This is a genomic window from Microbacterium sp. RU33B (genome assembly GCF_900155915.1).
GTDB lineage: Bacteria > Actinomycetota > Actinomycetes > Actinomycetales > Microbacteriaceae > Microbacterium.
Window position 1 is genome coordinate 59271 of the sequence record NZ_FTPO01000003.1, and the last position, 22550, is coordinate 81820.

Annotated in this window: 13 protein-coding genes; 12 read left to right on the forward strand and 1 reads right to left on the reverse strand. The window is 73.1% G+C overall.

Annotated elements, in window-relative coordinates:
- Positions 1 to 92 precede the first annotated feature (92 nt).
- Positions 93 to 725 carry a hypothetical protein gene (locus B0B14_RS13685; RefSeq protein ID WP_076682873.1) on the forward strand — a complete coding sequence of 211 codons (633 nt, stop codon included), beginning with the start codon at positions 93 to 95 and terminating at the stop codon, positions 723 to 725.
- A gap of 15 nt (positions 726 to 740) precedes the next feature.
- On the opposite strand, the gene B0B14_RS13690 is transcribed toward B0B14_RS13685, so the two are convergent.
- Positions 741 to 1358 (reverse strand): hypothetical protein, encoded by a 618-nt coding sequence (locus B0B14_RS13690; RefSeq protein WP_076682875.1) that lies wholly within the window; start codon positions 1356 to 1358, stop codon positions 741 to 743.
- A 118-nt stretch (positions 1359 to 1476) separates the two neighbouring features.
- On the opposite strand from B0B14_RS13690, the gene B0B14_RS13695 reads away from it, so the two are divergent.
- From B0B14_RS13695 to B0B14_RS13745, 11 genes are all read left to right on the forward strand, one after another.
- Positions 1477 to 2391 (forward strand): ABC transporter, encoded by a 915-nt coding sequence (locus tag B0B14_RS13695; protein ID WP_143733731.1) that lies wholly within the window; start codon positions 1477 to 1479, stop codon positions 2389 to 2391.
- 4 nt (positions 2392 to 2395) lie between these two features.
- The gene (locus tag B0B14_RS13700) at positions 2396 to 2872 is read left to right on the forward strand and encodes a hypothetical protein (protein ID WP_076682877.1); all 477 of its coding nucleotides are present in this window, start codon (positions 2396 to 2398) and stop codon (positions 2870 to 2872) included.
- Between the two features lie 71 nt (positions 2873 to 2943).
- Complete coding sequence (locus B0B14_RS13705; protein ID WP_076682879.1) at positions 2944 to 3600, forward strand: spermidine/putrescine ABC transporter substrate-binding protein; 657 nt, start codon at positions 2944 to 2946, stop codon at positions 3598 to 3600.
- Positions 3601 to 3731: 131 nt separating this feature from the next.
- Positions 3732 to 4871, forward strand: coding sequence for a serine/threonine-protein kinase (locus tag B0B14_RS13710; protein WP_076682881.1), 1140 nt, complete (start codon positions 3732 to 3734; stop codon positions 4869 to 4871).
- On the forward strand, positions 4871 to 10834 hold the full coding sequence (locus B0B14_RS13715) for an Ig-like domain-containing protein (protein ID WP_076682883.1): 5964 nt from the start codon (positions 4871 to 4873) through the stop codon (positions 10832 to 10834). The genes B0B14_RS13710 and B0B14_RS13715 overlap by 1 nt, the downstream gene beginning before the upstream one ends.
- 48 nt (positions 10835 to 10882) lie before the next feature.
- Positions 10883 to 11848, forward strand: coding sequence for an AAA family ATPase (locus B0B14_RS13720; protein ID WP_076682885.1), 966 nt, complete (start codon positions 10883 to 10885; stop codon positions 11846 to 11848).
- Positions 11845 to 13215, forward strand: a complete 1371-nt coding sequence (locus B0B14_RS13725; RefSeq protein WP_076682887.1) for a DUF58 domain-containing protein — start codon at positions 11845 to 11847, stop codon at positions 13213 to 13215. Before B0B14_RS13720 ends, B0B14_RS13725 begins: the two co-directional genes overlap by 4 nt.
- Positions 13215 to 15728, forward strand: coding sequence for a transglutaminaseTgpA domain-containing protein (locus B0B14_RS13730; RefSeq protein WP_076683578.1), 2514 nt, complete (start codon positions 13215 to 13217; stop codon positions 15726 to 15728). The genes B0B14_RS13725 and B0B14_RS13730 overlap by 1 nt, the downstream gene beginning before the upstream one ends.
- Positions 15725 to 17392 carry a DUF5684 domain-containing protein gene (locus B0B14_RS13735; RefSeq protein ID WP_076682889.1) on the forward strand — a complete coding sequence of 556 codons (1668 nt, stop codon included), beginning with the start codon at positions 15725 to 15727 and terminating at the stop codon, positions 17390 to 17392. Before B0B14_RS13730 ends, B0B14_RS13735 begins: the two co-directional genes overlap by 4 nt.
- A complete protein-coding gene (locus tag B0B14_RS13740; protein ID WP_076682891.1) occupies positions 17389 to 17982 on the forward strand; it encodes a hypothetical protein in 594 nt (197 codons plus the stop codon). Before B0B14_RS13735 ends, B0B14_RS13740 begins: the two co-directional genes overlap by 4 nt.
- Positions 17983 to 17993: 11 nt before the next feature.
- Positions 17994 to 22490 (forward strand): type VII secretion EssC family protein, encoded by a 4497-nt coding sequence (locus B0B14_RS13745; protein WP_076682893.1) that lies wholly within the window; start codon positions 17994 to 17996, stop codon positions 22488 to 22490.
- The last annotated feature ends 60 nt before the right edge of the window (positions 22491 to 22550 follow it).

Consider the following 22550-nt stretch of genomic DNA (forward strand, 5'->3'; position numbering starts at 1 on the left):
CGCCGGGGCCCTTCGTGCATTCCGGGGCGTGCTGCGCGCCGGTCGGCGGTGCGGGCCGCACCCGCCGTACCGTTGAGGGGAGAGGGGGAGGCGTGGCACGGATTCCTGGGCGCAGCGCCTGGCTGGCATGGCCGGCGGGGCTGCTCTGCGCTGCCGTCGTGGTGGCGCTCGTGTGGCTGTCGATCCCGATCGTGCCCGCGACCCTGACGTGGGCGGGGGAGATGCTGCGCACAGCGACGTCGGGCCCGCAGGCCGCTCCCACGACGGGGGCGCGCGCATCCGCTCTGGAGACCGCGGAGTCGGACGCCGACCTCGACTGCCGCCGCTTCTACCCGGCGGATCTGTGGACCGAGCTCACGTGGAGCCCGCGCGCCCTGCTGCAGCAGGACTTCTCCCCGTCGGCGACGAGCGTCACGACGCTGACCGAGGCGCTCGCCCCGGTGGTGCGGGTGAGCTGCCGGTGGACCTTCGCCGACGGAGCGACCGCGGCGTCGACGCTCGCGAAGGTGTCTCCGGATGCCGCGCCCGTCGCCGAGGCGACGCTGCAGGCCGCCGGCTTCGCGTGCGCGACATCCGGCACCGTGCTCTCGTGCACGCGCACGGAGGCGGGGACCTTGGAGGAGCACGCCTTCTCGGGCGATCTGTGGCTCTCCAGCGTCACCGCGGGGGCCGTGCCGGAGCAGTACGGCGCGCGGCTCGCGGCCGGGCTGTGGAACGCGGGCTGACCGCCTCGACCGGTCTCAGGCGAAGACGCTGTCGACGATGCTCGCCGTGTAGCCGCTGGGCGAGAGGTTCGAGTACGTCGAGTCGATGAGGATCCCGTCGCGCCAGTAGAGCGTGCGCCCGTCGGTGACGGGGTACGTCGGGTTCGGCCAGGTCTTCTCGCACCGGGTGCCCGCGTCGGGCTGGTAGCAGGTGAACGCCTGCTCGGCGGCGAGCTTGTTGAGAAGATCGAGCGCGGGCCCCCGGTTCATCCGGGAGATCACGGTCGTCAGTCCGGTGGTGTCGGCTCCGGGCTGGGCCCAGATGCACTTCAGGCTGCCGTCGGCCTGGACGCCGGTCGACCCCCACGCGGGGTCGTTGAGGGGGACGCCCTCGAGCTGGGTCAGCACGGCCTCGGACAGGATCGCGCGGCAGTCGGTCGGCAGGGCGATCTCGCCGGTGGCCGTCGCCGACGGGCTGGGCGTCGCGGAGGGCGTGCCGGTCGCGGTCGGCCCGGGGCTCGCCGTCGCCGATCCGGGCGTGGAGCTGCCGGATGCCGAGGGCGTCGGCGCGTCGGGAGCGCAGGCCGTGAGCGCTGCGACCAGGAGCAGGGCGGTCCCGATGGTCGGGAGCAGAAGGCGTCGACGGCGGGTCATGCCGCCACGATACCTGCGGACGGACTGGGAAACACCGCGGCGAGGCTCCCGGCCGCGGGGGACGGCGCGGGATAGCCTCGCCCTGCGGAGAAACGACTCCGCGTGAGGAGCGCAACCGATGAGTGACCCGAAGTCGTCCCTGGGCGAGCCCATCGAGGAGCCCACGCACACAGACCACGGCGCCCTGAGCGTCGAAGACACCCTCGCCGAGGCCGAGGCTGCGCGTCGCGGTGACGCCGCCGAGGCATCCGACCTCGATCCGGCCATCTACGGCCACGTCGACGACACGTCCGATGACGTCGTGGTCGAGCGCGAGGTCGTCGAGCCCGTCGTGGTGGAGGAGGAGACCGTCGTGGTCGAGCCCGCCGCCGCCGCGCCGGCCGCAGACCAGGCCGAGACCGTCGTCGTCGCCCCGAGCGAGCCCGCGGTGGCCGCTCCCGTCGTCGCACCCGCCGCGGTCGCGGCGCAGCCCATCTTCGTGCAGGCGCCCGAGGCCCCGCGCCCCAAGGGCAACCGCGCGGCCGCCGGCGCGATCGGCGTCCTGGCCGCCCTCGGCTTCGGCGTACTCTACCTCGCCGCGTGGCTCGGCTTCGGCGCCATCACGGGCGACGTCACGGCCGCGAACATCGGCGAGCAGGCACTGCAGGCCGTCGGAACGTGGGCGCTGTGGGTTCCCGTCGTCGTGTTCTTCGTCGCGTTCTGGCTGCTCGGCGCGATCATCAACCGCGGTCGCTGGGGTGCCTGGGTCATCTTCGGTCTCCTGGTGGGTGTCGCCTCGTACGGCGGACACATCCTGGGCCAGCTGTTCCAGGCGCCGTTCTGGCTGCTCACCGCGAGCGAGGGCGCTGCGCTCGTGGAGTCGTCGCTGCTCGCTCCGCTCGCGATCGCCGCGTTCGTCATCGGCCGCGAGCTCACGATCTGGTTCGGCGCGTGGGTCGCCTCGCGCGGCAAGCGCGTGACGGAGCTCAACGTCGAAGCGCAGCGCGAGTACGAGCGCACGCTCGAAGCGGGCCCGCAGCTCGTTCGCGCGTAAGCCCATGACCGGGCCGACGCGGCCGGACGGGGTGCGCCCCGTCGTCGCGCTGGCCCTGGCCACGGTTTCGTTCGTCGCCCTCCTCATCGCCGGGCTCGGGATGCTGAGCCTCGCCCTCGATCAGGACGTCATCGCGGTGCGCGGGCTCGGGCAGGTGCCCGGCATCCTCGGCACGGCGCTCGCGGTGGCAGCGTTCGCCGCCGCGCTGTGGGCGGCGATCCGGCGCCGTCCGACGTATCTCGGCGCGCTCGGGTGCGCCGTGGCCGCGTTCCTCGCCTACGTCGCGGGTGTCTGGCTCGGAGCGGCGTTCTCCGGAGCCGATCTGGGTGCGGCGGCGGCCGCCGCGGGCGGGGTCGCGGCGAGCGGGTTCGGCGTCGTCGTCGCGGCAGCGGGTCTCGTGGCGGGCTGGGGCGGTGTCGCCCTCGTGCGCACCCGCAGCGACCGACCGCGGTGGCCGTGGGAGGATCCCTTCGACGAGTGACGCCGCGCCGCGGCATCCGGTGCGCCCCCGCCTCCCGCCCTCCGCGGCGTCACGGCAGTACGGTTGTGACCGTGGAGCGCTCGCTCGAGACGCAGGTCAGCCAGGCGGTGGACGCCTGGCTCAAGTGGCTTCCGCGCTGGGAGCCGTCGACCCACCGCGGCCGCGTCGCTCCCTGCCGGCGGTGCTTCGGCTCGCCCGTGCTGTCCGCCGCCGGTCTGGGTTCGGATGTGCCGCACGGCGTGCAGCACGGCCTCTCGACGCGGGTGAAGGCGATCGTCGACCATGCGGTCGCCGAGTACACCGCCGTCAACCTCCCCATGCTCCAGACCGAGCTCGACCAGCAGGCCGCCCGCAACCGGGCGCGTTCGTACCGGCCGACGGAGGGCCTCGAGCCGGAGTTCGAAGGACTCCCGCTCGACCCCGACCCGGTTCCGGGTTCGCCGTTCCTGTTCACGATCTCCGGCCTCGCGAAGGAGGCCGATGCCGGCATCCCGGATCTGCCGCCCCTCACGGACGAGGCCAAGGCCGCGCTCCGCCAGGAAGTCGGGCTCGCCGACGACTACGCCAACATGGTCGGCCGCGAAGTCTGCGCGATCCTGCTGCACCACCGGCTGCGCATCCAGGAGGCCGTCGCGGAGTACGTCGAGCCGCAGATCGAGGCGATGCTCGAAGAGCTCACCAGGTCGCTGGACTCGCCGTTCGACCCGGGCGAGCATCCACCGCTCTGACACGGGTTATCCCCAGATCCCCCACAGGGTATTCCAGCCGTCTTTGTTAGCATGGCCGGGCTGGATTCGCGCATCTCTGCGCGCTCCGCCGTGGGGTGCGGCGGAGGTCACTTTTCTCTGGGGAGGCAGCCGTGGCCGCACGCCTGCCGTCTGCGCCCCCGATCCTGCCCGGGCTCGGCTACATCCGACCGCTCGGCTCCGGCGGATTCGCCGACGTCTTCCTCTACGAGCAGGACATGCCCCGGCGCAACGTCGCCGTCAAGGTGCTCCCGGCGGATGTGCGCGACGCCGACATGCGGCGGATGTTCAACGCCGAGGCCGACGTGCTCGCCCATCTGTCGGCGCACCCGTCGATCGTCACGGTCTACCAGGCCGGGATCTCGGCCGACGGCCGCCCGTACATCGTGATGGAGTTCTGCCCGGGCTCGCTATCGCAGCGCTATCGGATCGAGCGGCTCCCCGTCGACGACGTGATCTCCATCGGGGTCCGCATGGCGAACGCCCTCGAGTCGGCCCACCGCGCCGGGCTCGTGCACCGCGACGTCAAGCCCAGCAACATCCTCGTGACCACCTTCGGAGCCCCCGTGCTCGCCGACTTCGGCATCTCGTCCTCGCTCACGAAGGAGACCGCCGACGAGATGCTCGCGATGTCGATCCCGTGGTCGGCGCCCGAAGTGGTCGCCGAGCAGACGGCGGGCACGATCGAGAGCGAGGTGTGGAGCCTCGGTGCGACGATCTACTCGCTCCTCGCCGGGCACAGCCCGTTCGAACGACGCGAGCGGGGACAGAACACCAAGGAGCAGCTGCGTCGCCGCATCGCGCGGGCGACGTACACCCGGATCCCTCGTACCGACGTGCCCGAATCGCTGCAGGATGTGCTGGCCCGCTCGATGAACCGCGATCCGCGCCAGCGGTACTCCTCCGCCCGCGAATTCGCCGAGGCGCTGCGCGCGGTGCAGACCGAGCTGGGGATCTCCCCGACACCGCTCGAGGTGCCGACCGAGGAATGGGCGGGCGCGTCGGACTCGGTCGACTTCTCCGATGCGGCTCTCCGCGGCGCCCCGCGCAGCCGCATCGAGCGGGAGGAGCGGCGCAAGACCCGACCGGGCGTCGGCGTCGCGTCCCTCGCGCGCGATGAGGACACCGAGATCTCGGCGCCGAAGCAGCGGCGCACCCGGCGTGTTCCGTGGCTCTGGCTCGGCATCGGGGGCGCCGTCGTCGTGGCGGCGGGTGTCGCCGTCGCCGCGGCCCTCGCGGGCGGCGCATTCTGATGCGCCGCGGAACGCTGATCGGCCTCGTCGGCAGCGGCGCCGCGATCGCACTCGTGGTGGGGGCATCCATCGTCTGGCCCGGCCTCGACGCGCAGGAGACCCCGAAGGTCGACACGTCGGTCTGGGCGATCCAGTCGGGTGACACGCGGCGCTACGCCCGCGTCAACACGACGATCGGCGAGCTCGACACCGTGCGCAGCGTCAGCAATCCCAGCGCCGTGGTGCAGGGGGAGGGCGGTGCGTACCTCTTCTCCGACAGCTGGAGCAAGCTCACGCCGATCGACGAGGCGATGCCCGTCGACCTCGACGAGGAGGCGCTGCGCGCGTCGCCGTCCACCCCCGCGGGAACGACCGACGTCGTGGTCGCGGGGGACTTCGTCGCGTACCTCACCGACGCCGGCACGGTGCACGTCGGGCGCCTCTCGGATCAGTCCGCGAACCAGCTCGATCCGTTCCCCTCCGACGAGGACGACGCCCCCCAGTACACGGCGGATGCGCTGGCGATCGACGACCGCGGCATCCTGTTCGCCTACTCGCAGGACGACGCGGCCGTCCTCACCTACGACATCCTCGACGGGGCGGTGCGGGCACGGGACGAGGTCTCGGCCGACGGGCTCAGGTCTCCGACGATCTCGGCCGCGGGCGATGCGTGGGTGCTGATCGACGCGGAGGACGGCGAGGTGTGGGTCGAGGGCGCGAACGCCCCGATCACGGCCGAGACGACGGGAGCGGTCGTCGTCTCCGAGCCCGACCCCGACGGCGACGCCGTCTACCTGGCCGACGAGACGGGCCTGGTGCGCGTACCCGGCGACGGGTCGTCGCCGCGTCGCATCGTCGGGGTGGAGACGACCGCGATCGGAACCCCCGCGACCCCCGTCGTGCACGACGGGGTCGTCTACGCCGCCTGGCTCGATGCGGGGGCGACGGGCGGGCGGCTGTGGGACTCCCGCACGGGCGAGCAGGTGCCGCTCGACTACGGCGGGGGTGAACTGCCCGATCAGATCCGGCCGGTCTTCGTCGAGAGCGACACCGCTGTCATCCTGAACGAGACCCGTACGGGGTGGGTGTGGACCGTCCCCGACGGCGCCCTGGTGACGTCAAGCCAGGACTGGTCGCTCGACGACGAGACGAATCCGGATGCCGAGCCCAGCCTCGAAGAGGCGCCCGTGGTGATCGATCCGAAGCCGCCCGTCGCCGAGGCGGACACGTTCGGCGTGCGGGCGGGCGCCCTCGCCACGCTTCCGGTGCTGCTGAACGACCACGACCCCAACGAGGACGTGCTCTCGATCGACCCCACGACGGTGACGGGACTCGACCCCGGCTTCGGGACGCTGACGATCACCGACGACGCCCAGCGGCTCGCGGTGCAGGTCGCACCGGGTGCCAGCGGCAGCGCCACCTTCTCCTACGCCGTCACCGACGGCACCGCCGATCCCGGTCTGAGCTCCGAGCCCACGACCGTGACCCTCACCGTCGCGGGGGCCGGAGTCGACTCGGCGCCGCAGTGGTGCGGCGTGGAGGGCTGCCTCATCCCCTGGCCCGAGCCGGAGGTCTCCCGCGGCGGCACCGTGACCGTCCCCGTCCTCCCCGCCTGGGTCGATCCGGAGGGCGATCCGCTCTTCCTCCTCTCGGTCTCCAACGGATCGGGCTCGGGCAGCGTCGCAGCGACGCCCGGCGGCGATGTGGTGTACCAGCACGCCGACAGCGGCGAGGGCGGCGATCAGCTCATCCCGCTCGATGTGACGGTCTCCGACACGACCGGGCAGACCTCCACGAAGTCGCTCGTGATCCGCGTGTCGGCGCAGCCGAAGCTCTCCGCCCAGTCGTTCGCGCTCGTCGACACGATCGGCGCCGGGATCTCGGTCGACGTCGGGCCCCACGTGACGGGGACGACCGGCACGATGTCGCTCGAGTCCGTCCGCGTGCTCGACGACGACGCGGCCACCGCAACGGTGGTCGGCGGCACGACCGCCTTCGACTTCTCGCCGCAGGCCCCGGGGGTCTACCGCGTGGGCTTCACGGTGACAGACGGCACGTCGCAGGCGACCGGCACGGCCCGCATCACGATCCTCGCCGCCGACGCTCCCGCGCAGCTCGCGACCGCGCCCGTCGTGGCCTTCGTGCACCCTCAGCAGGACGCGACGCTCGACGTCTTCGAGGTCGTCTCCAATCCCACTCGCCGGGTCCTGCTCCTGAGCGACGTCGTGGCATCCGCGGCCGACGGCGCGAGCCTCACGGTCGACGCGGTGGGGCAGAACCATCTCCGGGTCTCGGGCACCACGGCCACCAACCAGGCGGGCCGGCTGGGGACCGTGACCTACACGGTGAGCGACGGGACGGCGGATGCCGGAGCCAGCGTCACGGGCGAGGCCACGGTGTACCTCCTCCCCGTCGCCCCGGCCCTCGCCCCCATCGCCGTCGACGACACCGTGGTCGTGCGCGCGGGCTCGCAGATCGACATCCCGGTGCTGGACAACGACATCGCGCCGGCCGGCGGACGACCGACCCTCGATCCTTCGGCGGTGACCTCGACGAGCCCCGACGCGCTCGCGTTCGCCTCGGGCGACGTCATCCGCTACCTCGCGCCCACCGAGCCCGGCCCCTACGGCGTGGACTACCGCGTGTACACGCCGGGGTCGCCGTCCCTCGTCGACACGGCCACCGTGCGCATCCAGGTGCTCGCCGACGAGTCCAACCGGGCTCCGCTGCCCGAGACCATGGAGGGGCGCGTGCTGTCGGGGCTGGCGACCTCGATCGACTTCGACGGATTCGGGATGGATCCCGACGGGGATGTCGTGACGCTCGATCGCATCATGACGCAGCCCGAGTTCGGCTCGGCCACCATCTCCGCCGACGGCGAGTCGATCGTGTACTCGAGCGTGACGGGGCAGAGCGGCCAGGTGTCGTTCCGGTTCCGCGTCGTCGACGCCTTCGGCGCGACCGGCGAAGGCACCGTGCGGGTCGGCGTGCTCGACGCCCAGGCCAACCCGAGCCCCATCACCTTCACCGACTACGTGCAGGTGCAGGCGGGCGTCGACAGCACGATCCGGGTGAGCCCGCTGTCGAACGACATCGACCCGACCCAGGGCCGTCTCGAGCTGACCGACGTGCGCCCCGATCTGCCCGAGACCTTCGCGGACGGCGGCGACAACTTGGAGTACGCGAGGCTGGAGGGCCTCATCCGCTCCGCGGACGCGACGCAGGTCGTGATCGAGGCGGGCACGGAGCCGACCACGATGTCGTTCCTCTACGACGTGCAGTCCACCTCGGGCAACACCGGCCGCGGCCTGATCGTCGTCAAGGTCGTGCGCGAGAGCGTGCCGGACTACCCGGTCGTCGACGACACCGTCCTGACGGCCGAGAACCGCGAGGACTTCGTGCGCGGCGTCGACGTGCTCGACGAGAAGGTCTCGTGGTCGGGGGGAGACGTGTCCGAGCTCCAGGTCGGGCTGTGGGGCGAGCCGCGCGGTGTCGAGGTCGACGGGCGGGAGCTGAGCGGCGCCCTGCCGGCCAAGACCCGGATCATCCCGTTCGCCGTCACGGGAAAAGGACCCGCGGGAGACATCACGACCTACGCGTTCCTCCGCGTGCCGGGCGACGAAGACGTGTCGCTGGCCCTGCGGCGCACGGCCGTGCCGCCCGAGGTGACCGAGCTCGAGTCGGTCGTGTTCGACATGAAGAAGCTCGTCGCGGCGCCGCGCGGATCGACGCTCGAGGTCGGCACCGACCTGCGGGTGTCGGGCGCCCGCAGCGAGGCATCCTGCGTCGTGGAGTCCGGGACCCAGGTGCGCTACACCGCGGGCGCCGGCGCGCCCTGGGCGGACTCGTGCCTCGTCCCCGTCCGCATCGCCGGCCAGGAGGACTGGACCCTGCTCGCCGTGCCGATCACCGTGCGCGCACTCGATCCTCAGCCGGCGCTCAAACCCGCATCGGTCACGGTCGGCCCGGGCGAGACGCGCACCTTCGATCTGCGCGACATGACGACGTGGCAGCTCGATCGCGAGGACTGGGAGGGGATCGCGTACTCGGTCGCCTATCCCGGCTCGATGTTCGAGGTGTCGCTCGAGGGCTCCCTCGCCACGATCACGGGCGCCGACCGCGCCGTGCCGGGCGCGGAGGACGTCGCGCTCGTCTCGGTGACCAGCCACAGCTCAGTGACCCCCGCACGACTCCTCCTCCGCGTCGGCGCCGCGCCCTCCTCGCTTCCGCAAGGAGGCTCCACGACGCTGCAGTGCTCGCAGAGCGCGGGCACGTCGTGCGTGGTGTCGGTGATCGGCGCCGCCGGCGAGGTGAACCCGCTCCCGCGCACGCCGCTCGAGGTCGTCGACGTGCGTCCGACGGGCGCCTGCGCCGGCATCTCGTTCGCGCTCGCCGGAGCGTCGTCGGTGCTCGCCTCGTGGACGCCGGATGCCCCCGGGACGACCTGTTCGGCATCGTTCACGGTGCAGGATGCCCAGGGGCGTCGATCCGCGTCCGAGCGCGACGGTCAGCTCCTGCTCGATCTGCAGGGGTACCCGAAGGCGCCTGCGGCGCTCGTCCAGACCGGCTTCGCCGACGAATCGCTCACTCTGCGCGTGGATGCCGGGGAGTCGCGTCTCGCATACCCGGCGCTCACGGGCTTCACGGTGCGATCGGGCGGGGTCGTGGTGGCGCAGTGCGCCGCCGACGGAACGTGCCCGCCGATCGCGGCCCCCAACGGCGAGCAGCGCACGTACGAGGCCACGGCGGTCAACGCGGTCGGCGAATCGCGCACGGGTGTCACGGCGGTCGCGTGGGCCTACGACGCCCCACCCGCCCCCTCGCAGGTCACCGCCCGTCCCGTGGTGACGGGCGGCGAGGGCGGTGTCGTATCGCTCCTCGTGTCGGGTCTGGAGCCGGCGCAGACCGGGAGCATCGAGGTCTCCAGCGCCACCGGCGAGACCGTCAGAGTGCCGGTCGGGCTCGGTCAGACCGAGGTCTCGATTCCGTCCTACCGGGTCGGGTCGAACGCCTCGACCCTCGTATCCGTCGTCCCGTACTCGCGGTTCGAGCTTCCGCCGGGTCTGGGAGGCAGCCCGACGGGCAACGCCGCGACGGTCTTCGCGAACGGCATCGGCGCTCCGCTCGACCCCGCGCTCACGCTCGCGGCCACCGCGACCGCCGGAGACACCGTCCGCGTGACGGCGACCGCCGCGGCCACCCCCAACGGCGACGGCTCCGAGCTGCGCTTCGGGATCGTGCGCGAAGGCCAGCGGTGCGTCGTCTCCGGCTCCGGCTCCTCCGCCACCTTCGCGGGACTCCGCGGCGGCGAGGAGTACAGGTTCGAGATGTGCGTGCAGTCCTGGTACGGCGGCGAGAGCTTCGGGCAGTCGGGCACGGCGGGCACCGTGTTCGCGGAGCAGTCGGCCGCGGCGCCGACAGGGTGGACGTTCCGCATCGCGGCGACGCCGGTCGTGGCCGGAAACAGGGCCGAATGGCGCGTGCGCACGCTGCCGACGTCGCCGGAGGCGCTTCCGAACCGCAACTACGCGCAGTTCAACATGGACCCGCTCTCGATGTCGCGCTTCGACGCCGACCCCGGGCTCCAGGTGCGCTACGTCCATGAGTCCCGCCCCGACCGCGTCACGGGCTGGGGTGCCGTCGTCGCGGCCCCGGGCAGCGCCCCGTACCAGCTCCGCGCGACATGGTCGCTCGGCGTCTGCGCGGGCGGAGAGGTTCTGCCCCGCAACGGCAGCGCGTCGACGACGCCGCAGGGCTCCGCGACCTTCGCGTTCGACGACTCCCGCATCCGCTTCTTCGACGCCGCCGGTCAGCAGCTGACCTACGAAGCCGGGACGTGGATCGTGCCGGTCGGCGCGGTGTCGGTCGACCGCGTGGGCGTCACGGCATCGTGGGCGCAGGCGTGGAGGCTGAATCCTGCGACCGGGTCGATGTCGGCGAACTGCACGCCCAACCTCCCGCCCGAGCCGGTCCCCGACCCGTGACCCCCCAGGCGACACCGTGAACACCCCCGTGAGATCCGAAGGATGCCGATGACCATCACGCAAGAGCAGGCGACGTGGTTCGCCCAGACGTTCGGCCAGATCGCCGACAACGTCGAGCGAGCCGTGCTCGGCAAGCGTCGTGTGGTGGAGCTCGTGCTCACGTCGATGCTGAGCGACGGGCACGTGCTGCTGGAGGACGTCCCCGGCACGGGCAAGACCTCGCTCGCGCGTGCGATGGGGCAGTCGGTGCAGGGCACGAACACCCGCATCCAGTTCACCCCCGATCTGCTGCCGGGCGACATCACCGGGATCACGGTGTACGACCAGAAGACGGGGACATTCGAGTTCCACGCCGGCCCGATCTTCGCGAACATCGTGCTCGCCGACGAGATCAACCGCGCGAGCCCCAAGACGCAGTCCGCGCTCCTCGAGGTCATGGAGGAGGGGCGCGTCACGATCGACGGCGTGTCGCGTCAGGTCGGCGTGCCGTTCCTCGTCCTGGCGACCCAGAACCCGGTCGAGCAGGCGGGCACCTACCGCCTCCCCGAGGCGCAGCTCGACCGCTTCATGATGCGCACCTCGCTCGGGTACCCCGATCACGCCGCGACCGTCCGCATCCTCGACGGAGCGGCGACGCCGACCGAGGATCTCAGCCCGATCATCACGCCGCAGGCTCTCGTCGGCATGGCCGACCTGGCCGCGCAGGTGTACGTCGACGCGCTCGTGCTCGACTACATCGCCCGCATCGTCGACGGGACGCGCTCGGCCGACGAGGTGCGCCTGGGTGTCAGCATCCGCGGGGCCCTCTCGCTGACCCGCGCATCGCGCACGCGCGCGGCGTCGCAGGGGCGCACGTACGTGACGCCCGACGACGTCAAGGCGCTCGCCGTGTCGGTGCTGTCGCACCGACTGCTGCTGCATCCCGAGGCGGAGTTCGACGGGGTCACGCAGGAGGCCGTCATCGGGCAGGTGCTGCTCGACGTCGCACCGCCTTCGCGCAGAGAGGTCGTATGAGCCTCACCGAGTCCCGTCTGACCCGCACGTCGGCATCCACCGGCTCCGGTGCGGCGACGACGCGCACCCACGTCACGACCACGACGCGGCGCGGCCGCGCCCTCGTGGGCGTCGTCGTGTGGTGGACGCGCGCCCTGCGGGCGATCGCGGCGGCCGCCACGGCCGTGGCGGGCTGGTGCGCGCGCACGGTGCGCCCGGCCGGAGCGGTCGTCGCGCTCGCCGCGTCGGCGGGGCTCGGCTTCGGTCTCGCCTTCGGGTGGGTCGAATGGATCGTCGCGGGCTCGATCTCCCTCGCACTGCTGGCGATGAGCGTCCCGTTCCTCTTCGGTGCGCGGCTCTACGACGTCGACCTCTCGCTCGCGCATGAGCGGATCGTGGCGGGCGACGGGATCGACGGCGAGATCGTGGTGCGCAACGACGGGCAGCGCTACGCACTCCCCGGCCGCATCGACATCCCCGTCGGCGCCGGTCTCGTCGAGTTCGGCGTCCCGCTGCTGCGACCGGGACACTCGGTGTCGCAGCCCCTCGACATCCCGAATCTCCGTCGCGGTGTGGTGACGGTGGGGCCCGCCACGACCGTGCGCAGCGACCCCATCGGGCTGCTGCGTCGCGAGCACGCCTTCGAAGACGTCCACGAGCTGTACGTGCACCCGCGCACCGTCGAGCTGCCGACGACGAGTGCGGGACTCATCCGTGACCTCGAGGGCGCACCGACGCGGCGGCTCGTCGACGCCGACATGTCGTTCCACGCCATCCGCGAGTACGCCCCCGGCGACTCGCGCCGGCAGATCCACTGGAAGTCGACCGCCAAGACCGGTCAGCTGATGGTGCGCCAGTACGAGGAGTCCCGGCGCTCGCGGATGGCCGTGGTGCTCGCGATCGCCGAAGCCGAGTACCTCGACGACGACGAGTTCGAGCTCGCCGTCGGCGCCGCCGCGTCGCTCGGGCTGCGCGCGGTGCGCGACGCGCGCGACCTCGACATCGTGGTGGGCACCGAGATCCCGCGGGTCGTGCGGGGCAGGCTCCGCGCGATCTCGCACGTCGAGGCATCCGCGCCGCGTCCGATGCTCGACAGCTTCAGCCGGGTGGATCGCCTGGAGAACACGATGCGCGTCGAAGAGGTCTGCCGGCTCGCGTCGGAGGCGAACGAGCGGCTGTCGATCGCCGTCGTCGTGGTGGGGTCGAAGGTGGGTCTCACCCGTCTGCGGCAGGCGGCGCTCGCCTTCCCGGCCGACACCGTCGTGATCGCGGTCGTGTGCGACGAGCGGGCGCACCCTCGCACGCGGTCGCTCTCGGGGCTCACCGTCCTCACGGTCGGCACGTTGGACGATCTCTCGGGCCTCCTGCTGCGCGGGGCGGGGTCGTGATGTCCGACCGGGCGAGGCATCGGATCTCGCGCGAACGCATCCCCGCCCGCATCTGGGTGGGGAGCGGCTTCGTCGCGGCGGTCGTGGCGATCGCCGCGGCCGCCGCCTGGCCCATCTACCGCTCCGAGGCCTTCATCGTGCTCGTCGCCGTCAGCGCCGTCGTCGGCGCGGCGATCGCGGCCGTCGCGCACCGGCGGGAATGGAGCGCCTGGCTCGTCGCGGCGGCCCTCGGCGGGGCGATCCTCCTGCTCGGGGTTCCCCTCGCCGTGCCGTCGCGACTGGGCGGGCCTGCGCAGCTGGCCCTGGGGCTCCGCGAGGTGGCGGCGGGCGTCGCGCTCGCCTGGAAGGACCTCGTGACGGTCGATCTCCCGGTGGGGTCGTACCGCAATCTCCTCGTGCCCGCCCTCGTCATCTTCCTGGTGGGGACGTGCGCCGCTCTGCTGCTGTCGTGGCGCACGGGGAGGCTGGCGTTCCTCTCCGTGCCCGTCGGGTTCGCGATGGTGTCGTTCGGGCTGTTCTTCGGACGCACGAGCGTCAGTGCCCCGCTCACGTGGGGTCCGGTGACGCTGTATGCGCCGGTCGAGACGGCGATCGGCATCTCGGCGCTGCTCGCAGCCCTTCTCTGGCTCGCCTGGCGCTCCCGCGACGAACGCGTGCACGCCCTCCAGCGCGCGGCGGCCTCGAGCGGTGTGCGGGTGTCGCGTCGACCGTCCTCCGCCGACCGCCGCCGCGGCGCCCTCGGGGTGGGGATGGTGGCGGTCGCCGTCGTCGCGGCGGTCGCGATCGTTCCCTTCGCCGCGCGCGGCCTGGACCGCGATGTGCTCCGCTCGGCGGCCGGACCCGACATCGACGTGTCGGCGGCCGTCAGTCCGCTCAGCGCGTACCGCGCGCAGTTCACCGACGATCGTGCGCAGAGCGTGCTGTTCACGGTGACGGGGGAGGGGCCCCTGCCGGAGCGCATGCGCATCGCGACGCTCGACACCTACGACGGCGAAGTGTTCCGTGCGGGTGGAGGCGAGTCCGCTCAGGAGGCGCGCTTCGTGCGCGTCCCGTCCGCGCTGGACGCGGGAGAGGGCACGTCCCTCGAACTCACCGTGACGATCGACGGTCTCACGGGCATCTGGATGCCGACGGCCGGCCGCGTCGCATCGGCGACCTTCGAGGGCGCGCGGTCCGCGTCGCTCGCGGACCGGTTCTACTACAGCGAGTCCGCCCAGGCGGGCGTCCAGACGGCGGCGGGCGGCCTGCGCGCCGGCGACGAGTACGAGCTGGACGTCGTGGTGCCCGCGGCATCCGATCTCGCCGCCGTCGACGCGCCCGGCGGCGTCTCCCCCCGGGTCGCGGCCCCGGACCGCCTCGCCACGTGGGTGGAGGAGCACAGGTCCGGCACGGGAGGTGCGGCTCTGGCGCGGCTGGTCGACCTCCTGCGAGAGCGCGGATACCTCAGCCACGGCCTCACCGCGGCGACCGACTCTCCGCCGGTGTGGACGCAGGACCTCTCCGACTACACGTTCCAGCCCAGCGCCGCCGGGCATTCGCTCGCCCGGATCGACGCCATGTTCGACCGGCTCCTCACCCGCGAGGCCGATCCGCGCGCCGAGGCATCCGGCAACTTCGTCGCCGCCGTCGGAGATGACGAGCAGTTCGCCGTCGCCGTCGCCCTCATCGCCCGTGAGCTCGGATTCCCGTCGCGCGTCGTGCTCGGAGCCCGGCTGTCGTCGGCCGAGTCAGGACTGCCGACGTGCGTCGACGGCGCCTGCCGCGCGCAGGACCTGGCCGTGTGGACCGAGGTGCAGTCGGCCGAAGGCGAATGGATCGCCGTCGACGCCACGCCGCAGTACGCGCAGTCGCCGAGCCTCGAGGTCACCGAGCAGCGCGATCCGCTCAATGCGACCGAGGTCCGCCCCGACGGCGTCGACGAGGTCGTGCCGCCCGACCCGGTGCAGCAGGACTCGCTCACGGGCGAGATCGATGACGCCGACGCCGCGATCGATCTGGCCTGGCTCCTTCCCACGCTCCGCATCGGCGGCATCGCGCTGGGACTGCTGCTGATCGTCTTCGGCCCGCTCCTCGTGATCGTGGGGGCCAAGGCGGCGCGCCGCCGCTCCCGGCGGACGCAGGGCGACCCCGCGGGCCGGATCGCCGGCGGCTGGGACGAATTCGTGGATGCCGCGGTCGACGCGGGACGGGATGCTCCGGCCTCCCTCACCCGCGGCGAGCTCGCCGCGTCGTTCGGCACGTCGGCGGGGCCGGCGCTCGCCGACGGCGCCGACCGGGCCGTCTTCGCGGGTCCGGACGCATCCGAGTCCGACGTCGACGCGTACTGGGATCTCGTCGAGACCGAGCGCCGTACGCTGCTTCGTGAGCGCGGGTTCTGGAAGAGGCTCGCCGCGACCGTATCGTTGAGATCGTTCTTCCGTCAGCTGGCGCCGGCCGCGGGCCGCCGCTCTACTCTGCGCACCGTCGAGAGGGGGACGCGACGAGGCTCCGACCTCGCGCACACCACACCATGAGCAATCCTTCGATCGACCCGTCCGTCGCCGTCCTGGGCGGTGTGATCTACGTCGTCATCCTCGTCGCGCTGTACGTCTGGATCGGGCTCGCGCTGTCGCGCGTCTTCCAGAAGTCCGGTGTCGAGGGTTGGAAGGCCTGGGTGCCGATCCTCAACACGATCGTGCTGCTCCAGCTCGGCGGCTATTCGGGGTGGTTCGTGCTGCTGGGACTCGTCCCCATCGCGAACATCGTGCTCGTCGTGGTGCTGATCATCTCGTACCACCGCATCAACGTCTCGTTCGGGCACGGTGCGGGCATGACGGTGCTGGCTGCGCTCCTCTTCCCCGTCTGGGCCACGATCCTCGGCTTCGGCTCGTCGCGCTGGGTCGGCCGGGAGACGCCTGCTCCGAGCGGACCCGTGCGGTCCGGACTCCCGCACGACCCGACGGGCTTCGCCGCGGGCGCCCGCCCCGCGGGGGCGCCGGGCGCCTACCCGCCCATCGCCCCTCCGCCCGGGTACGGCCCCGCGCGCCCGTCCGGCGCTCCCGGCTTCGCCGCTCCCGTCGGTCCGCCTCCGCAGGGCACGGGTCCGATCCCGCCCGCCCCCGGCGCGCCCGCCCCGTCGGGATGGATGCCGCAGCCGCCGCGCGCCTACGGCGCCCCGACCCCGCCGCCGGCCGGCCCTGGAGCCGCTCCGGTGTCGGCGCCGCAGTCGACCCCCGCGTCGTTCCCGCCGCCCCCCGCCGTGCCCGCTCCGCCGACCGTGCCGGCCTCCGCGGCCCCCGCTGCTCCGCCGGCACCCGCGTCCGCATCGCAGGACGAGGCGGGCACGCCCGTGACGCCCGCCGTTCCCCCGACTGCACCCGTCGATGGTGCCCCCGGTCCCCTCCGCACACGCCGATCGGCTGCCGATGCCGCCGACGACGACGACCTCGGGCTGCCCGCCGCGCCCGAGCCGCGCGAGGATCCGTCCGCCTGGTCGGCGCCCGTCGACGCGCACGAGATGACGGATGCCGTCACGGCAGCCGAGCCGGGAGCACCCGGCCCGATCGCCGCCGTGCCGCGTGCGGCGGCGCCCGACGTCTCCGTGCCGCCGCTCCCGCCGGTCACCCGGGTTCCCGCCCGCGTCGAGACCGTCGGCCGCGAGCCGTGGGCTCCTGCCCTGTCGCCCACTCCGGAGGGCGACGCGTTCCCCGAGACATCCGGTCCCGTCTCGGCGATCGCCGGCGCCCCCGACGCGGGGTCGCCCCGTTCGGCGCGCGCCTCGGTGTCGGCGCTGCACACCCGCCCCCACGTTCCCGAGGACGACGGGGAGAACCTCGACGAGACCGTGGTGACGCGGCGCAAGCGCACCCCGTGGACCCTCGTGCCGGCATCCGGACGGTCCGTGCCCGTGACCGCCGACGTGCTCATCCTGGGTCGTCGCCCCGTCGGCGACCCCGCGTACCCGCACGCCCAGCTCATCGCGATCGACGACGACACCCGCACGGTCTCCAAGACCCACGCGCGCGTCGAGCTGCGCGACGGACGCTGGTTCATCGTCGACCTCGATTCGACGAACGGCGTGCTGCTGACGGATGCCGCGGGCGCCGAGGTCGAGGCGACGGCCGGCGTCGAGGCCGAGGCGGGCGAGCGGTTCCTGCTGGGCGACGCCGAGATCCGGCTGGAGCGGAGCGACGCGTGACGTCGGACGCCGAATCCTCGCCGGACGGTGAGGACCTCGACGAGGGCACGCTGTTCGTCCGGCGCGGGGGAGTTCCGACCGAGCCGCTGGCGGAGGACGAGTTCGACGACGCCACCCGGCGTTCGCGCCGGCCCGCCGACGACGCGGGCGCACCCGGCCTCCGCCAGCCGGCGCCCGAGATCGACGCCGAGACGGGCTCGACGATGGTCGTGCGCCGCGAATCGCGTCGCCGGGCCGAGGCGGCGGCGCGCGAGGCGGCGCCCGATCTCGATGTGACGGTCGCGGGCGTCGGCGTGCGCCCGCTCCCCCCGACGGTCGCCGGCGACGTCCCTGCGGCGCTCGGTCGGCGCGCGCTCTCGCCGCGTCCCGCCGACGCCGTCTACGACGCCCGTGCCGCGTATCCGCCCGTGGCCGAGGTGCAGCGCGCGCCGCTGCCGACCCGCACACCCCAGGCGCCGTTCGACGGCGTCGCCGCCGAAGCCGTCGCCCGCCGGCGTGCGCGCCGCCGCGCCGCCACCGTCGTCGTCCTGGCATCCATCGTCCTGATCACCGCTGTCGCGGCCGTCATCGTGCTCGCGTTCGCGGGCTGAGGAGTCCTCCCGTGCACGTCAAGCTCACCCTCTTCCGCGACGACGGATCGTCGCAGGACGTCGTCGTCACCGCGGAGCCGACCGCCTCGGTCCGCGACATCGCGGCGCGGGTCGCCGCCGCCGACCCGCGCCGGTCGTACGACCCCGAGCGTCGCTACACGCTGCAGACGGCGTCGCCCGTCGCTCCGCAGTGGCGCCTCCTGCCGCCGGACGCCGTCATCGGCGACGAGTGGCTCGCCTCGGGGCTGTCCGTCGCGCTCGTCGACGAGGCCGACGCCGCCGACCTGCTGCCGCACCTGCACGCGGGCGCGACGGCGACGCTGACCGTCTTGAGCGGTCCGCAGGCCGGATTCTCCGCCGTCCTGGGCCGGGGCTCGCACACGATCGGCCGCGACCCGTCGTCCGACGTCGTGCTCGCCGACCCCTACCTGTCGAAGCGCCACGTGCGCGTGGACGTCGGGCAGAGCGTCGAGGTCGTCGACCTCGGCTCCGCCAACGGCGTCGAGATCGACGGCGAGCTCGTCGCCCGGGCACGCGTCACCGGCGGCCTCGTGATCCTCGTCGGCGGCACCGAGCTGCTGATCGAGGTCGAGGCCCACGAGGCCGCGCGCCGCGCCGACCAGGTGGGCCCGGTCAACTTCAACCGCTCGCCCCGCGTCGAGGAGCGCTACAACGGGCGCACGTTCTCGGTGCCCGAGGTCCCGCGCGAGGCGGAGGACCAGCCGTTCCCGCTGCTCGCGATGATCGCCCCGGTCCTCCTCGGCGGGGCGATGTTCGCCCTGACGGGCCGTCCGCTCACCCTGCTGTTCATCGCGATGACCCCCGTGATGCTCGTCGGCGCCTGGATCACGACGCGCCGGCGCGACAAGAAGAAGCTCGGCAAGCAGATCTCGAGGTTCGATGAGGGCCTCGCAGAGCTCGCCGAGCGGCTCGAGGGCGAGAAGAAGATCGAGCAGCGCCTGCGCGTCGCCGAGATCCCCTCCTCGGCGGAGGTGCTCTCGGCCGCGACGCAGCTGAGTCCTCTCCTGTGGACCCGCCGGCCCGAGCACTGGAACTTCCTGTCGCTCCGGCTCGGCACCGCGTCCATGCCCTCGCGCAACACGATCGACGACGATCAGCGCGGCGATCTCCTGTTCGAGTTCCAGGAGCGCCTCGACGCCGTCGCCGAGGAGCATCGTCTTGTCGACGATGTGCCGATCGTCGTCGAGTTCGGCGAATCCGGGGCGATCGGCATCGCGGGGGAGAAGGAGGCCGCGGCCGACGTCGTCGCCTCGGTCCTCGTGCAGCTCACCGGCCTGCACTCGCCGGCCGAGCTCATCGTCACGGCCGCCCTCACGCCGGAGTGGGCCGCCACGCTCGACTGGCTCAAGTGGCTCCCGCACGCGACCTCGCCGCACAGCCCCTTCAGCGGCAACCATCTGGCGGCCACGGAACCCGCCGTCGCGGCCCTGCTCAATGACCTCGAAGACCTCATCGCGGCCCGCGAGCGGGAGGTCAAGCGTGCACGGGAAGAGGCCCGTGGCGCGATCTCGGCCGAGGGATCGGCGCTCGAGGCGGGCGCGAAGGTCGGGCAGGGCGCCGGCGGGCCGAGCCGGGCGCCGCGGCCGCTGCCCGCGGTCGTCGTCGTGATCTCCGACCAGGCGTCGCGCGATCGCGGCCGCATCGTCGACCTGTCGGAGCGCGGCGCCGATGTCGGCGTGTATCCCGTGTGGGTCGCGCGTGACGCGACGCTCCTCCCGGCCGTCTGCCGCACGTTCGTCGCGGTCGCCCCCGATCCCGCCCAGCCGCCGGTCGTGGGTCTCGTGCGCCTCGGCGAAGCGCTCACCGCCCCGGTGCTGGATCGCGTGAGCCGCGCCGAGGCGGAGGGCTTCGCCCGCAGCCTCAGCCGCGTGGTCGACGCCAACGTGCCGGTCGACGACGTGTCCGACCTGCCGCAGAGCGTCGCCCTCGTCGGTCTGATCGACCCCGAGCTCCTCTCCGAATCCGACGCCGTGCTCGAGCGCTGGCGGGCCAACGACTCGATCACCGACCGCACGCCGGGGCAGCGCGTCGCCACGCGTCGCCGGGCCGGGCGTCTGCGCGCCACGATCGGCCAGACGGCGCTCGGACTGATGCACCTCGATCTGCGCACGCAGGGCCCGCACGCCCTCGTCGGCGGCACGACGGGCTCCGGGAAGAGCGAGTTCCTCCAGGCGTGGGTGCTCGGCATGGCGGCCGAGTACGGCCCCGACCGGGTCACGTTCCTCTTCGTCGACTACAAGGGCGGCTCGGCCTTCGCGGAGTGCGTCAAGCTGCCGCACTGCGTCGGACTCGTCACCGACCTGACGCCGCACCTCGTGCGCCGCGCGCTCACGAGCCTGCGGGCCGAGCTGCACCACCGCGAGGCGCTCCTCCACCGCAAGGGCGCGAAGGATCTCCTCGAGCTCGAGAAGCGCGGAGATCCGGATGCCCCGCCCGCCCTCGTCCTGATCATCGACGAGTTCGCGGCCCTCGTGGGGGAGGTGCCGGAGTTCGTCGACGGCGTCGTCGACATCGCTCAGCGCGGTCGCTCCCTCGGCATCCACCTGATCATGGCGACCCAGCGACCCGCCGGCGTCATCCGCGACAATCTGCGCGCCAACACCAACCTCCGCATCGCGCTGCGCATGGCCGACGAGTCCGACTCGCACGACGTCATCGGCGAGAAGGACGCGGCGCACTTCGACCCCTCGATCCCGGGACGGGCGATCGCGAAGACCGCCCCCGGTCGCCTGGAGCGCTTCCAGTCCGGCTATGCCGGGGGATGGTCGAGCACCGTCGCCGAGCCCGCGCGGGTCGAGGTGGCCGACATGCCGTTCGGCATCGCCGCCCCGTGGACCGCGCCGAGCGACGACGAGGCGCCGGTGGAGCGCGATCTCGGCCCCACCGATCAGGAGCGCCTGGTCGGAATCGTCACCGAGGCGGCCCGTCGAGCTCGTGTGCCCGCCCCGCGGCGCCCGTGGCTCGACGAGCTGCCGACGGCGATCGATCTGCTGCAGCTGCGCAGCCGCACCGATGACAGGCTGCCGCTCGGCGTCGGCGACATCCCCGAACGTCAGGCCCAGGAGGTCGTGGCGTTCCAGCCCGATGTCGACGGCCATATGGCCGTCTTCGGCACGGGCGGCGCGGGCAAGTCCGTCGCACTGCGCTCGATCGCGGCGGCGGCTGCGCTCGCGGACGCCTCGGAGGTGTTCGTGTACGGGCTCGACTTCGGCGCCGGCGCGCTGCGCGCCCTCGATGAGCTGCCGGGTGTGGGCGCGATCGTCACCGGAGAGGACGACGAGCGCATCATGCGCCTGTTCCGGATGCTGCGCGGCGAGATCGATCGCCGGGCGAGGCTGTATGCGGATGCCCGGGCCACGAGCATCTCGGAGTTCCGCCTGACGCCCGGCAACGAGCGGGAGCCCCGCATCCTGCTGCTCATCGACAACTTCGGCGCCTTCCGCGAGAACTGGGAGATCCCGGTCGGACGCAACGAGTGGTACCGCGTCTTCCAGGACGTCGTCGCGCTCGGCCGGCCGCTCGGCATCCACGTCGTGCTCACGAGCGACCGCTTCGCGTCGCTGTCCAGCGCGATCGCCTCGGGCATCCAGCGTCGCGTCGTGCTGCGCATGGCCGACGACACCGCGTACGCGGCTCTCGACGTGCCGACCGACGTCCTGACGGAGGACTCTCCCGCCGGTCGCGCGATGGTGCAGGGCAGGGAGACCCAGCTCGGCATCCTCGGAGGCAGCTCCGCGGCGGCCGACCAGACGGCGGCGCTCTCGGCGCTGGCCGCGCGGCTGCGCGAGATCGGCGCGACGGCCGCCCCCGGCATCCCGGCTCTTCCCGCCGTCGTGCGCCTCGACTCGCTCCCGGCGACGCGCGACCACGGGATCGTCATCGGGCTCGCCGAGGAGACCCTCGAACCCGCCGCGATCATCCCCACCGGGGCGTTCGTCGTCGCGGGTCCTCCCGGAAGCGGCCGCTCCAACGCCCTCGCGGTCATCGCGGAGCGCGCGTTCGCGCTGCCGGGGCACGCCGTGTACTTCTTCGGACCGCGCCGATCGCCGCTGGCGGGCGATCCGCGGTTCGCCGCGACCGCGGGCTCGGCCGAGGAGGCCGCGGCCCTCGCGAAGATGCTGCTGTCGATCGTGGCCGATCCGCAGAGCCAGAGTCGCTGCGTCGTGCTCATCGAGTCGATCGGCGACTACCTGCAGACCCCGGCCGACACCCCCTTGGTCGACATGGTGCGCCAGTTCAAGCGCGAGGAGCACTTCGTCGTCGCCGAGGCGGAGTCCTCGTCGTGGGTGTCGTCGTGGCCGCTGTTCGGCGAGTTCAAGAACGCGCGCCGCGGACTGCTGCTGCAGCCCGACCAGGCCGACGGCGACGTCATCCTCAAGACCAGCCTTCCGCGCGTCAAGCGCGGCGACTTCCCCGAGGGGCGCGGAGTCCTGGTCGGCGGCGGCAAGGCGGGCCGCGTGCAGGTCGCGCTGGCGACGACGCGCTGAGGCGGCGGTGTCCCCCGGAAAGGGGACATCGCCTGGTCGTATCGCGACCGGAGGCTTGTT